Source organism: uncultured Gilvimarinus sp., assembly GCF_963975215.1.
Classification (GTDB): domain Bacteria; phylum Pseudomonadota; class Gammaproteobacteria; order Pseudomonadales; family Cellvibrionaceae; genus Gilvimarinus.
Genome location: NZ_CAXBFW010000003.1, coordinates 163,680 through 176,681, shown reverse-complemented (window position 1 = coordinate 176,681; position 13,002 = coordinate 163,680). Strand labels below are relative to the sequence as shown.

Below are 13,002 nucleotides of genomic sequence, written 5' to 3'. Positions count from 1 at the left end.
GGCAATTGAATCATCTAATGCCATATGGGATATTATCGATTACTTATTATTTCTCGTGCTACCATTGGTTTTTTACAGCCACAAAAGATGAGAACCGCATCACAGAGATTATTAATTCATACGTAAGGAACGCGCCATGAAGTCATTTATAGTCGCCCTGACTACGTTGTCAGCGAGTCTATTATTTAGTTCGACCATCGCAGAAGAGGCCGATCACCCCCTAGTATCTCGCTATGGCGATGCCGAGATATATAGGCAGCAAGAGGCGCACTACACCGAGTCTTACGTTGCGCTATCGAAACTTAAAGAAGACGAGAGCATTGATAAACTAACGGTTATTGGTAAGCAGACCGTGCATATCTACAGCCTAAAGGGCGGAAGATCACCGCTTGAAGTTGCCGAAAATTATAAACAATCCGTCGATAAACTTGAGGGAGAGGTTCTTTTATATTGCCACACAAAGGATCCATGCGGTTTTGAGTTCTCTAGAAGACTTCTGAAACCCGTATGGATATCGAGTGCAACTTCGGGCTTCTACGCCTTCAGCCAGTCGACAGAAAATTATCAATATCTCTCTGCCAAGGTCGGCCCCGACACTAGCCCAACCTATTTACAGTGGATTATTAAAGAGGATTATCACGATACGCTCGAAATTGTCCAGATAATCACAGAGCCTGAATCCTTGCTATTAGGGCAAGTTACTGTAGATACTAACGCCATCCGGCAATCTAGCGAACCTAGCACCACTTCCGTAAGCAAGAAAGAGGATGATGCGGGGCAAGATCACCCTCTTATATCTCGTTATCAAGGTAGCGCTATTACCCGTTATAGCGAGTCAGAATTTGCCGAGGTACGTCTTGCCACCGGCATTGCCGACGAGAACGACGAGGTCCCACACCTCGACCTTAAAGGTAAGTCGACAATAATTGGTTACGAAGCTCCTAAAGATCAATCCACACTGCAAGTTTTTGCCAACTATCTCGACGCGCTTAAAAAATCTGATTTTGAGATTCTGTTTCAGTGCGAACATAGAGAATGCGGCGACGAACAAATAAAACAGCTCTGGAGCGGCTCACCACAAAGAGGGCGCTTTGGCAATGCGATAACAACCAGCATTTACAAGCGTGATGACTATCGCATGCTCACCGCAAAAAAAGAGATTGGTAAAGAAGAAGTTTACCTATCGGTTTATGTTCATAAAGACGGCGCCATCCATGAAGTGGAAATCGTCCACGATATTGTAGAAATAACCAAAATGAACACTGACCTCGTAACGATTAACGCCCAGTATCTGACCGACTCTCTCGCCCGCGAGGGTAAAGTGGTACTGCACGGCTTGAATTTTGCCACGGGGGAAGCGGAGTTACTGCCTAGCTCACAAGAGGCATTAAAAGTGATTTTGACGTATTTAGAGTCCACACCAACAGAGCGCTTTTATGTGGTGGGCCACACCGATACCACCGGCGATCACGCGCTTAATATGCAGTTGTCTGAACAGCGCGCCGAGAGCATACGCACCGCGCTGATAGAGCAAGGGGTAAATGCCGACCGGCTGCTTGCAGCCGGTGTAGGGGCCATGACCCCCATTAGCAGCAATACATCAAACGATGGTCACTCGCAAAACCGCCGGGTCGAGCTGGTGCTGCGCTAGCGGTTAACGCCGGGCACTGCGCCCGGCGTCACCTACACCAGAACTCCCGCGTCCAAACCTATAAACAAAACAGCCTCTTCAAAGATCGCCATATGGGGGCGATATAAGCCGCATAAAGCTTAATTTATGTGTCCTTATCAGAGGTGCCTAAGCGCATAAAATCGTCACCGTACAGCGCGGTCAATAATGGCTCACCAGCATCATTAACCCGAAACTGACCATACTCGGCCGAGGTAAAATCCTGGCCGGCACCCTCTTTAAAAAAGTAGGCGTTAGTAGCAAATTTTACGCGTTTATTGCGCACACGATAGGTAATTAAAATTTCATCGTCTGCCAACGACTTAGCGTCATTGGATGCTAAACGGGAGAAACGCGCCACGCGGTTCTCGTCAAGCTTCGCCACAAACGCGCCGTCAAAAACACGCTTATCCGATAGAGCCGGGTCACGACTGTGCGCTTGCTGTAAATCATCGGCAATAGCAAAACGCAGTGTCATATAGTCACCTTGCATTAAGCTGCGCGGGTCGACCGGCGCCAACTCCAAATAGACAGTATCGCCCTGAGCCAGATGACGCTCTTTACTCCAGATGCTGACATTCACTAAGGCCAACATCGCCACTAAGGTAATTACCACCACAATCCGGCTCATGGCTCCACCTCCAGAGCGCGAGCATCGTCGCCCTTCGTGCTGGGCCACAAATAGCAAAACAGCGCTCGCGCGCCCAACAACAATAGGCCCAACAGCAACAAGGTCATTGATTTAATCAGCAAAGTGGTATCGAGCAAATAATAGTAGCTGCTAAGGGCTAACAGTAGTGATACACACGCGAGTCCAAACAGCACACGATTGCGGCCGTAAAAAGCCAGCAACAGTAAAATAACGGCCTGCAATAGACCGTAAGCGTACCAAGAGGCCGCGCTCAAACACACGATAAATACTGCAATAAATGCCCATTGCCCCGGCCGAACGATAACATGACTCTGGCGGACGACCACCAAAATCAACTTTACTAACACCGCAATCGTTAGAGCCTCGGCAAGCCATGCCCAACCACTGCCCTGCACACCAAATACATCTTCGAATTCAGCAAGTTGCCAACGACGAATATACTGTACGCACAATAAAGCGATTGCCCAGCCGAAGCCCAGCGCCTGACAAAGTCGCATATGCCGTAGGCTTGAGAACTCCGCGAGCCAGACAAGCGCCAATAACACAATCAAGAGACTACCGGCGAAGTGCGCTAACCCTGAAGCAATCAATGCCAAGGCAAACGCCACGCCCCCAAAAGCGGCAACCACCAACCGGTGGACAAAATGGGGGAGCACAAGTAACCCACTCTGAAACACACACACAGCCCACCAATATAAAGCCATGTCAGGTTCCAGATTTTTATTGATGGCAAAAACTAACAGCACCTGCCCGGCAAGACTTAACGCGAGACCAAAATTGTCATTAAAATCGTTGCGCCACCGGGTAAGCAACAACACCGCGGCGCCTATCAGCAGCAACCCGCTGATGGTTAACGCAAGCCGGCTGTCAAACAAATCCGCAAAAGCCGCGCCCACGGCGACCAGTAAAAACAACGAGGCCACCCACGCCGACAGCGCCAATAGGGCTTTAACGTACCAGGGGTTTTCGGGCTCAGAAGAAGCACCGGTATTGACAGTGATACCGGCGGCGCGCAGGCGCTCGGCAAGATCCATTGATGTGTTACTCATGGCGAGCTTGCTCCTTAGCGCTGAGCTGCTTTAACCACAATGCCGCCCCGGTGCCCATGCCCAGCAGCGACATCGCCAATAACAACATCCCCGCCGCCTCACCAGTGTCGGCAATAGCCTTAAACAACAGGCACTGAAGCACCATAATGACCGACATGCAGCCACCGGCGAGCAGCATTAAATCAAAGCGCCAATAGCGGTACACCCAATAGGTGGCCGCCAGTGCCCCGGCGTAAACCAGTAGCACCAGTGCACTGGTACTGGCGGGGCTAAATACCCACTCGAGCGCCAGTGAAGTCATGGCGAACCCCGCTGCAATGGCGACAATACGCAGAGCCCATTCGGGGCGTTCGCGCCGCCGGGCTAGCCACTCCCAAAGCGCCAGTGCCAGCCCATTAAAAACAAACATAAACCAGCGCTCAGAGCCCTCGCCTACCAACAGGCCACCAAACAAACTAAAAAACGTCGAGTAATACAAAACGGCGCTTACGTTAATCAGCGCAACCCACAACAGCCAAAGCGCCGGCAGGCGCGCCACTATCACCCACGGGGTAATCAGTAGCGCCCAATTAAAAAATAGCTGCCAAGGGTCGGCGCCGGTTTGGTAAACCTGCCCAAACAGCGCCATTAATACCCCGAGCAAAACAGAGGCAGAGAGCAGCGCCAACGCGGCCACCCAACGGCGCCGGTGCTGCCAACAGTAAAGCGCCACCGCCCCCACCAGCGCCAACTCTACCAGTGCAAAACGGCCCATTCGGCCCAGCTCTACCCAGTTGTAGGCGATAAAAAACAGCAGTGAAAAAACCAGACTTAACGCCCCCAGCAGCAATAGCAAGCGGTCGGCAAAATGGTGCCAGTCCGATGCACCGGGGCGCAAACCGGCGGCAGAGATAATGTCAGGTAATGGAGTATCGTTTGCGGCAAAAGCGCGGCGGCGCAACAGTTGCAAAAGTTGTTGTCGGCGAGTGGGCATAACCATCCTTAGTGTACAAATTTTGTTTTATTATAACGGCTCGCCGGGGCGACGACTATTTTGGCGTTGCGTTCGCAGCTTTTAGTCGGCGTTTTTGGCGTTTTTGCCAGTACCCGTTCAGGCGTACACCCAACAGTAACGCGGTAATCGCGCCGTAGAGTACCGCCTCAAAATAGCTAGAGCGTACCTGCCAGAGCACATGTACCCAGCCGAGCAGTAAGGCAACATACACCAGCCGGTGCAGTTTGGTCCAATTGCCCCCCAGGCGGCGCATCATGCCTTTAGTAGAGGTCACGCCCAGGGCAATTAAAATCAACACCGCCGGCATACCCGCGGTAATATAAGGCCGTTTGACGAGCTCGGAAAAAAAGCGGGCAAAATCCAAACCGAGAATAAACGTTAAATAAGCCGCCACATGGCATAACGCATAAAACAGCGCAAACAAACCCAGCATGCGCCGGTGCACCATCAGCCAGCGCCACTTGGCAAACTTGACCAAAGGACTCACGGCGAGGGTAATAAACAAAAAATATATCGTCCACTCGCCGGTGAACAAAACGATGGTTTTAGCCGGATCTGCACCCAGCTGCTGTGTGGCCGTAAGGTAGACGATCCAAATAAACGGGACAAGCGACAGGGTAAAAATAGCGAGTCGCCGCCAGGTTACTGCTCTCATAGGTTTGCTCACTTTTGCGCCTGCCTTAAGTGGCGCTTATTTAAATCTGGACGCGGGGGCCCAGTGGCTTCAACGTCCAAGTCGCTGGATTCCCGTTTTCACGGGAATGACCAACAGCAAAGCTCAAGGCTAATTAAGTGCCACCTGCGCCGGAGCCCAGACACTGCCCTCCAACATACGAGTCCGCACTCAAAAATATTTTTTCAAATCCATGTCACTGTACAGCGATGCCACCTCATCGTAGCCATTAAACATCTGGGTATCGATAATATTGGGGCTAAACAAACCGCTGGGCAGACGGCGCTCGGTGGCCTGCGACCAGCGCGGGTGATCGACCCTGGGGTTTACATTAGCGTAAAAGCCGTATTCGTTGGGCGCCGAGATATTCCAGCTCGTGGGTGGCTGCTTTTCGGTAAACTCAATTTTCACGATCGATTTAATGCTTTTAAAGCCGTACTTCCAGGGCACCACCAGGCGCAACGGCGCGCCGTTTTGGTTGGGCAGCGCTTTACCGTACAAACCCACCGCTAACAGCGTAAGCGGATGCATGGCCTCATCCATACGCAAACCCTCCACGTAGGGCCAGTCAATGGTGCCAAACGCGCTGCCCTGCGCCGGCATCTGCTTAGTATCTTTAAGCGTGGTAAAGGCCACGTACTTAGCGCGGCTGGTGGGGTTAAACTGCTTGAGTAGCGAGCCCAGTTCAAACCCAATCCACGGGATGACCATGGACCAGGCTTCGACGCAGCGCAGCCGATAAACGCGCTCTTGCAATTCAACTTTGCTCAGGATGTCCTCAAGGTTAAAAGTGCCGGTCTTTTCCGCCTCACCGCTAATTTCCACCTGCCAGGGATGCGGTTTAAGCGAGTCGCTGTGTTTTGCCGGGTCGTCTTTGTCGTAACCAAACTCATAAAAGTTGTTATAACTGGTGACGTGCTCGTAGGGGGTTAGCTTGTCGTTAATCTCGGAGGTATCCGCTGCGGCCCCGGCAATTTTATCGCGCAACCAAAGCGGGCTCGCCACGTCCGCCTTAGCCACAAACGATGGCTTTGCCTGCGCCCCCGCTACCGCGCCCGCCGCAATAGCCGCGCTACCCAGGGCGACACTCTGCCGCATAAATTGCCGCCGGGCGCGGTAAATAGGCTCGGGGGTGATTTCGCTAGAGGCAATGCGCGGCGGTCGTTTAATCAGCATAACGGCAGAATCCTGTGATTTAGAGTGCAATAAAACGTGCTTAACTCATAAGACGTCAAAATACGCTATTTGTTACAGTTACGCTCGCACCAGCCAATTGGATGTACCAGGTGAAGCCTATGAACCCTCAAGCGCCAATAGAGCAACAGATACAAACCCTCTACCAGTGCGAGTCGCGCAGGGTACTGGCCACCTTGATTCGCCTGCTGGGCGACTTTGATCTGGCCGAAGAGGCCCTACACGACGCTTTTGCCGCCGCGCTAGAACAGTGGCCTAAAAACGGGGTGCCCGATAACCCCCGCGCCTGGTTAGTCTCCGCGGGCCGATTTAAAGCAATCGATCGAATTCGCCGGCAGCAACGCTTTAATGCATTAAGCGACGAGCTCACAATGCTCAATGCGGTAGACGATCAAGCGTTATTCAGCGATGACGACCGCATTCCCGACGACCGTTTGCGGTTGATATTTACCTGCTGCCACCCAAGCCTAAGCCCCGAGGCCCGCACTGCGCTAACCTTACGCGAGGTGTGCGACTTAACCACCGAAGAAATCGCCAGTGCTTATCTGGCCAAGCCAAGCACTATCGCTCAGCGTATTGTGCGCGCCAAACGCAAAATACAATCGGCCAATATCCCTTACGAGGTACCGGGCCCCAGTGAGCTTAGCGAGCGCCTACAGTCGGTACTGCAAGTCATTTATCTGGTGTTCAACGAAGGTTACAGCGCCTCGAGCGGCGCCGAGGCAACCCGCGTACTATTGGCCGACGAGGCCATACGCTTAGGCCGACTGCTACGCGAGTTATTACCCGAGCCAGAGGTAACCGGGCTACTGGCACTTATGCGGCTCAACCACTCTCGCCACCAGGCGCGCACAACAGCCACCGGGGGCATCATTACCCTGGAGGAGCAAGACCGCAGCCTGTGGGACACAAGCGCCATTAGCGAAGGCTGTGCGCTGGTACGCGAGGCATTAAACGCCGGGCCACCGGGTGCCTATGTGATTCAGGCGGCTATTTCGGCGGTGCACGCCGAGGCGCCAAGCTGGGCAGCAACCGACTGGGCCGAGGTCGTGGGGTTATACGATTTACTGCTGCGCGTACAACCCTCGCCGGTGGTAGCCCTTAACCGCATTGTCGCGCTCTCCTACCACCGCGAGCCGCTAACCGCCCTCACCGAGCTAGAAACACTGCTTGCCACCGGCGAGCTTGACCAATACCTCCCCGCGCGCGCCGCGCAAGCCGATTTACTGCGGCGCTTAAATCGCCTCGATGACGCCGCATCGGCTTATGGTGCCGCCCTCAGCCTAACCAATCAGCAGCCCGAACAAGCGTTTTTAACCCGCCGGCTTAACGAGTGTAAAAAAATAGATAACCCTGTCGATTAACCACCCGGGATTTCGACTATAACTAACTCATTAACGTTTTTACGCGAGCCAGCGCCTAAGGAGCCCCATGAAATATTTATGCTTAGTGTACAGCGACGAAACCGACTTACACGGCCTGCCCGATAGCCCACAAGATTCAGAGTGCGCCGCCTATGCGCAATCGCTACAGGACAAAGGCCAGCTTTTGGCCGGCCAGGCGCTGGAGCCCGTTGCCACCGCCACCACGGTGCGAGTACGCGCCGGCGAGGTACAGATAACCGACGGCCCGTTCGCCGAAACCAAAGAGCAGCTCGCTGGCTTTTATATGATTGAAGCGCGGGATTTAAACGAGGCGCTACGCATCGCCCAGGGGATTCCGCCCGCCCGGGTGGGCAGCATAGAGGTGCGCCCGGTACGGCAACTGCAAGTGGATTAAATGTTAGTGGCCCTGTCGATTTAAGAAAGTGCCAAACGTCTATCCACCGTATTAGCGCTTTTCACTTTATACAGAGACAGGAGCCACTCAATGCAGTTTTTTATCATTATGCCGGCCAGCCCCGAGACCGAGGCGGGTGTTATGCCCGGCACAGAACTTCTTCAGGCGATGGGCGAATTTAATCAGCAACTGGCAGCGGCCGGAGTACTGGTATCAGGCAACGGCTTACACCCCACCTCACGCTCGGCGCGGGTAAACTTTAGTGACTCTGGCGCCGCGATCGAGCCGGGGCCATTTACGTTTAGCCCCAACACCATCGCCGGTTACTGGGTCTGGGAGCTGCCCTCGCTGCAAGCGGCCTGCGACTGGGCAGCCAAAATCCCCAACCCCGCCGAGGCGCACTACAGCGAAGAGATACGCCCGATTTTTGGCCCCGATGACTTTGGCGAAGCACTCACCCCCGAGCTTCGCCAGCAGGAAGAGAACCTACGCCAACGCTTAATATTAAGGAGCTAACCATGCCCAGCCAAATTTTTGTCAACTTACCTGTCGACAACCTCAACAAGTCTATCGAATTTTTTACGGCGCTAGGGTTTACGTTTAACCCCGAGTTTACCGACGAAAACGCCACATGCATGATCGTTACCGACACCAGCTACGTTATGTTGCTGGTAAAGCCGTTTTTTCAGGGCTTTACCGATAAGCCCGTCGCGGATGCAAAAACCAGTACCGAAGTATTAACAGCACTGGCCTGCGACAGCCGCGATGAAGTTGATAGCCTGCTTGAAACAGTTTGCGCACAGGGCGGGCGAGAACACCGCGAAGCCAAAGATTACGGGTTTATGTACCAGCGCAGCTTTGAGGATTTGGACGGCCATATTTGGGAGCTGTTTCATATGAGCGGCAAACCAACCACAGCCTAAGTAACGAGGCCACTTTCAGGAGGCAGCCCATGAACGTTAATCCCTATATTTTTTACAACGGCAATTGCGCCGAGGCTTTTACCTTTTACAGTGAGTGTTTAGGCCTGCCCATTGATTACATGGGCACCTACAAAGAAGCGCCCGGTGGCAACCCGGTGGACGCAAGCTTCGACGACAAAATCATGCACGTGAGTTTAACCATCGGTGGTGCAATATTGATGGGCTCAGATGTTCCATCGGGCGACTATCAAGCACCACAAGGTATCTCCGTCGCGCTGCAAACTGAAAGTGCATCACAAGCCGAAACGATGTTTAACGCCCTTAGCGCCAATGGTGAAATTATTATGCCGCTCGAAAAAACTTTCTGGGCCGAGCGCTTTGGTTTACTGCGCGATAAATTTGGCATTAAGTGGATGGTTAACTGCGATCCGGAGTAACGCCTATACCCCTCTCGCACAACCGCCTGCTAGCAGGTTAACTGGTTAGCAGGCGCCTTTCCGTCAAAGTGTGTCCGGCGTTGGCGGTATCGCCCAAAGCCTCGGGCACCATTGGCTCTGCGGGGTACTGCGCGAGCACGGCGTAGGCCGCCTGCTGAATATTGGCAATCAGCTCGGGCGGCTCCAGCACTGTCGCCTTGGGGGCAAAGCTCATCACCCGGCAGCGCGCCATATCTAAATCGGCCGTTAAGTACTCAGCTACCAGACTGCCATCCGCAAGGGTTTCGGTACTGTCCCAGCAGCAGGCGTAATCGCGGGCCAGCTCGGCGTACTGTGGCGCAAACAGTAAACGTACCCGAATCATGGGCCGGTCATCGGCGTCCTGATTAAGATACTCGTTAGGGTCAAAATCATCCGGCTTGGTAAAATGCTCCTCCAAAGGCTGTAGCGACAGCATCCGATCCACCCGAAACGAGCGCATCGCCCCGCGCAGATGGCAATAGGCCACGCAGTACTGCTGCCCCCAACTGTAAATCAGGGCATAAGGGTTTATGCGACGCGCCTCGGCCTGCTCGCGGCCACGGCCCTGATAAACAATATCCACTTGCTGGCAGCGCCGACTGGCCTGATATAGGGCCTCCAGTAAAGGCTCATCGACACCGGGGTTAGTTCGGGGCAAACCGCGGGTTAGCAGGCTGTCCTGGGCCCAGCGCACCTCGCGCAATTGCTCCTCAGGCAGAACATTGGCAATTTTACTCATGGCGCTCTGGGCCGAGGTGCGAAACAGATTACCCCATAACACCGACATCGCCGAGGTGCCAAGCGATACCGCGACGGCCTCTTCAGGTGATAGCACTAACGGCGGCATTCGATACCCGCGCACCAGCGAGTAACCGCCCTGCGAGCCGCGCTCGGCATAGACCGGCACCCCCATCTCCTCAAGCATGGTGATATAGCGCTGCACTGTACGCACCGACACATCCAACGCCTCGGCCAAGCGGGAGGCCGGCGAGTTAGGTTCGCGCTGTAGCAACATAATCAGGTTTAACAAACGGGTGGCGGTATTGGCCATAGCATCTCCGGGGCGACTCGGCGAACAGTAGAGTTTACAGGCTAGCGGTGCTATACGACAGGAACTGTCGTATATAGCCATTAGCATGCAACTTTTAACCATCCGTGTCGATTAACCTATAGTGAAAACGACAAGGTCGTACGACTATATAGCGCCCCACGCGGCTTAGAACCGCACCGGGCGCTACCACCGCAGGGAGGACTCACAATGTTTGTATCACACCGCAAAACCCAACCCGCCATAAGCGGTCACTACCACGACAAGCCAGTCACTACTCATCTGCGCGAGCTAAGCCATACACTGCAAGAAGCCGGCGCTGGCGATACACAACAGGTGCAAACAGCGGTAAACGTCTGCGCCTGGCAATTGCGGCAATTTGCCGCGCGCCAATGGGATGCCTATTATCCGTTTTTAGCCGACTACGACCCGGTGCTGGCCAACCGGCTGGAAGATCGCATCCTAAAGTTCGCCGCCGCACTGGATCGCCTGGAGTGCACCGCGCGCGGCGCCACGCTTAAGCAGGCACGCAGCTGTATACCGGCGCCAACCGTCAAACAATTATGGCGGGTATTTAACCGTGATTATCGCGCCTTTTTGGCCGAGCAAGCGGCCACGCTGCTGCCCGTACTGGGGCGCCACGGGATTACCCCCGTGGCAGGCACCCCAAGCCAATTGGGCCCTTTACTATAGCGTTCAACACGGCTGCTACCGTTACTAAAAGGAGATAACGTGCCAGATATTCTTACCCTAGAAGGCGTCGAAAAAACCTACGACACAGGCTTTACCGCACTGTCTGACGTCAATTTATCAATCCGCCGTGGCGAGATTTTTGCTCTGCTGGGCCCCAACGGCGCGGGCAAAACCACACTTATCGGTATCGTCTGTGGCATCGTCAAAGCCACAGGCGGGCGGATAATTGCCGACTCGCTCGACATCCACAAAGACTTTCGCCAGGCGCGAAAACAAATTGGCTTAGTACCACAAGAGCTGTCGGTTAATATTTTTGAGAGCGTGTGGGACACCATTCGCTTTAGTCGCGGCTTATTTGGCTGTGCCCCCGACGATGCCTACCTCGAGCAATTACTTAAAACCTTATCGCTTTGGGACAAAAAAGACTCGCGCATTATGGCGCTCTCGGGCGGCATGAAGCGCCGGGTACTGATTGCCAAAGCGCTGGCACACCAACCTAACATTTTATTTTTAGACGAGCCCACCGCGGGCGTCGACGTCGAGCTAAGGCGCGATATGTGGGCCATGATCCGGCGCCTGCGCGAAGAGGGCGTGACGATTATTCTCACCACTCATTATATCGAAGAGGCCGAGGATATGGCCGACCGCATTGGCGTTATCAACAAGGGCAAGCTGATGCTGGTTGAAGAAAAACACGCGTTAATGCGTGAGCTGGGACGAAAGAGTTTAACGATTTTTCTCACCAGTTCTGTCACTGCCCTACCGGCCCAATTAACCCGGGATGACATCCAGCTCGCCGAGGACGGCAACAGCCTTATTTACACTTACAGCAGCGCCGAGGCTGACTCGGGCATTTCGCAACTGCTAGGCCAACTACAGCAGGCGGGCATCGAGTATCACGATTTACAAACCCGTCAGAGCTCGCTGGAAGAAATTTTTGTCTCACTGGTGGAGGAAAAAGCATGAACCACTACGGTGTTAAAGCCATTTACTTTTACGAGCTGGCCCGCGCCTGGCGCACCCTGATGCAATCGATTGCCTCACCGGTTCTATCCACCTCGCTGTATTTTATTGTGTTTGGTTCAGCCATCGGCTCGCGAATTGTCGAAATTGATGGCATCAGTTACGGCGCCTTTATTATCCCGGGCCTGCTCATGCTAACCATTTTAACCGAGAGCACCTCTAACGCCTCTTTTGGCATTTACATGCCTAAATTTACCGGCACCATTTACGAGGTGTTATCGGCGCCTGTCTCCGGCGCCGAGATCATCTTGGGTTACGTGGGTGCCGCAGCCACCAAATCGGTAATTTTAGGGTTAATTATTCTCGCCACAGCGCGCCTGTTTGTGGACTACTCCATTATGCATCCGGTGTGGATGCTGATGTTTTTAGTGCTTACCGCCCTCACGTTTAGCTTACTGGGCTTTTTAATCGGGCTTTGGGCCAACAGCTTTGAGCAGCTGCAAATTATCCCGATGATGGTAATAGCCCCACTGACATTTTTAGGCGGCACTTTTTACTCCATTAATATGCTGCCCGATCTTTGGCAAAAAATTACACTACTAAACCCCGTCGTGTATTTGGTCAGTGGCTTTCGCTGGAGCTTTTACGGCAGCGCCGATGTGCACGTCGGCATAAGCTTAGGCATGATTGCGCTATTTATGGCCATTTGCCTCGGGCTTATTACCTGGATTTTTAAAACCGGCTACAAACTCAAACCTTAATAGTGTTACCGCTGCATACGTATTCATTTGTTATGTATACGTATGCAGTTTTCCCCCCTCCAAACCCTGTCGTAATCTCTCGCTGATAACAACACTTGGCCTGCCATTATTTATAAGGCAGCGCCCGCCAATAATCATAATATCTG

At 53.5% G+C, this 13,002-nt stretch carries 15 protein-coding genes; 9 read left to right on the top strand and 6 right to left on the bottom strand.

From position 1 onward, the window contains the following. Positions 1 to 136: 136 nt before the first annotated feature. Positions 137 to 1,651: a DUF4892 domain-containing protein gene (locus tag AAC019_RS03925; protein ID WP_339897262.1), complete on the top strand. Its 1,515-nt coding sequence runs from the start codon at positions 137 to 139 to the stop codon at positions 1,649 to 1,651. Between the two features lie 124 nt (positions 1,652 to 1,775). Here the strand turns inward: AAC019_RS03925 and AAC019_RS03920 are convergent, their stop codons facing one another. From AAC019_RS03920 to msrP, 5 genes are all read right to left on the bottom strand, one after another. Continuing rightward, positions 1,776 to 2,300, bottom strand: a complete 525-nt coding sequence (locus AAC019_RS03920; RefSeq protein WP_339897261.1) for a GDYXXLXY domain-containing protein — start codon at positions 2,298 to 2,300, stop codon at positions 1,776 to 1,778. Beyond that, positions 2,297 to 3,370, bottom strand: coding sequence for a DUF4401 domain-containing protein (locus AAC019_RS03915; protein WP_339897260.1), 1,074 nt, complete (start codon positions 3,368 to 3,370; stop codon positions 2,297 to 2,299). The genes AAC019_RS03920 and AAC019_RS03915 overlap by 4 nt, the downstream gene beginning before the upstream one ends. After that, positions 3,363 to 4,343, bottom strand: coding sequence for a DUF2157 domain-containing protein (locus AAC019_RS03910; RefSeq protein ID WP_339897259.1), 981 nt, complete (start codon positions 4,341 to 4,343; stop codon positions 3,363 to 3,365). Before AAC019_RS03910 ends, AAC019_RS03915 begins: the two co-directional genes overlap by 8 nt. A gap of 55 nt (positions 4,344 to 4,398) precedes the next feature. Beyond that, positions 4,399 to 5,019, bottom strand: a complete 621-nt coding sequence (locus AAC019_RS03905; protein WP_339897258.1) for a protein-methionine-sulfoxide reductase heme-binding subunit MsrQ — start codon at positions 5,017 to 5,019, stop codon at positions 4,399 to 4,401. 189 nt (positions 5,020 to 5,208) lie between these two features. Then, positions 5,209 to 6,213 (bottom strand): protein-methionine-sulfoxide reductase catalytic subunit MsrP, encoded by a 1,005-nt coding sequence (gene msrP, locus AAC019_RS03900; protein ID WP_339897257.1) that lies wholly within the window; start codon positions 6,211 to 6,213, stop codon positions 5,209 to 5,211. Positions 6,214 to 6,332: 119 nt separating this feature from the next. On the opposite strand from msrP, the gene AAC019_RS03895 reads away from it, so the two are divergent. The 5 genes from AAC019_RS03895 to AAC019_RS03875 all read left to right on the top strand — a co-directional run bounded on the left by AAC019_RS03895 (position 6,333) and on the right by AAC019_RS03875 (position 9,370). Next, a complete protein-coding gene (locus AAC019_RS03895; protein ID WP_339897256.1) occupies positions 6,333 to 7,595 on the top strand; it encodes an RNA polymerase sigma factor in 1,263 nt (420 codons plus the stop codon). A 67-nt stretch (positions 7,596 to 7,662) separates the two neighbouring features. Beyond that, positions 7,663 to 8,010 carry a YciI family protein gene (locus AAC019_RS03890; protein WP_339897255.1) on the top strand — a complete coding sequence of 116 codons (348 nt, stop codon included), beginning with the start codon at positions 7,663 to 7,665 and terminating at the stop codon, positions 8,008 to 8,010. Between the two features lie 90 nt (positions 8,011 to 8,100). Then, the gene (locus AAC019_RS03885; RefSeq protein WP_339897254.1) at positions 8,101 to 8,526 is read left to right on the top strand and encodes a YciI family protein; all 426 of its coding nucleotides are present in this window, start codon (positions 8,101 to 8,103) and stop codon (positions 8,524 to 8,526) included. 2 nt (positions 8,527 to 8,528) lie between these two features. Further along, positions 8,529 to 8,933 (top strand): VOC family protein, encoded by a 405-nt coding sequence (locus tag AAC019_RS03880; protein WP_339897253.1) that lies wholly within the window; start codon positions 8,529 to 8,531, stop codon positions 8,931 to 8,933. 29 nt (positions 8,934 to 8,962) lie between these two features. Beyond that, entirely contained in the window at positions 8,963 to 9,370 is a 408-nt protein-coding gene (locus tag AAC019_RS03875) for a VOC family protein (RefSeq protein ID WP_339897252.1), read from the top strand. 37 nt (positions 9,371 to 9,407) lie between these two features. Here the strand turns inward: AAC019_RS03875 and AAC019_RS03870 are convergent, their stop codons facing one another. Further along, the gene (locus AAC019_RS03870) at positions 9,408 to 10,442 is read right to left on the bottom strand and encodes a YafY family protein (RefSeq protein ID WP_339897251.1); all 1,035 of its coding nucleotides are present in this window, start codon (positions 10,440 to 10,442) and stop codon (positions 9,408 to 9,410) included. Between the two features lie 207 nt (positions 10,443 to 10,649). Here AAC019_RS03870 and AAC019_RS03865 point away from each other — a divergent pair, with 207 nt between their 5' ends. From AAC019_RS03865 to AAC019_RS03855, 3 genes are read left to right on the top strand one after another with little or no spacing between them, the layout of a single operon-like run. Then, on the top strand, positions 10,650 to 11,132 hold the full coding sequence (locus AAC019_RS03865) for a hypothetical protein (protein WP_339897250.1): 483 nt from the start codon (positions 10,650 to 10,652) through the stop codon (positions 11,130 to 11,132). A 39-nt stretch (positions 11,133 to 11,171) separates the two neighbouring features. Further along, a complete protein-coding gene (locus AAC019_RS03860; RefSeq protein WP_339897249.1) occupies positions 11,172 to 12,098 on the top strand; it encodes an ABC transporter ATP-binding protein in 927 nt (308 codons plus the stop codon). Further along, complete coding sequence (locus AAC019_RS03855) at positions 12,095 to 12,856, top strand: ABC transporter permease (protein ID WP_339897248.1); 762 nt, start codon at positions 12,095 to 12,097, stop codon at positions 12,854 to 12,856. The genes AAC019_RS03860 and AAC019_RS03855 overlap by 4 nt, the downstream gene beginning before the upstream one ends. Positions 12,857 to 13,002: the final 146 nt, after the last annotated feature.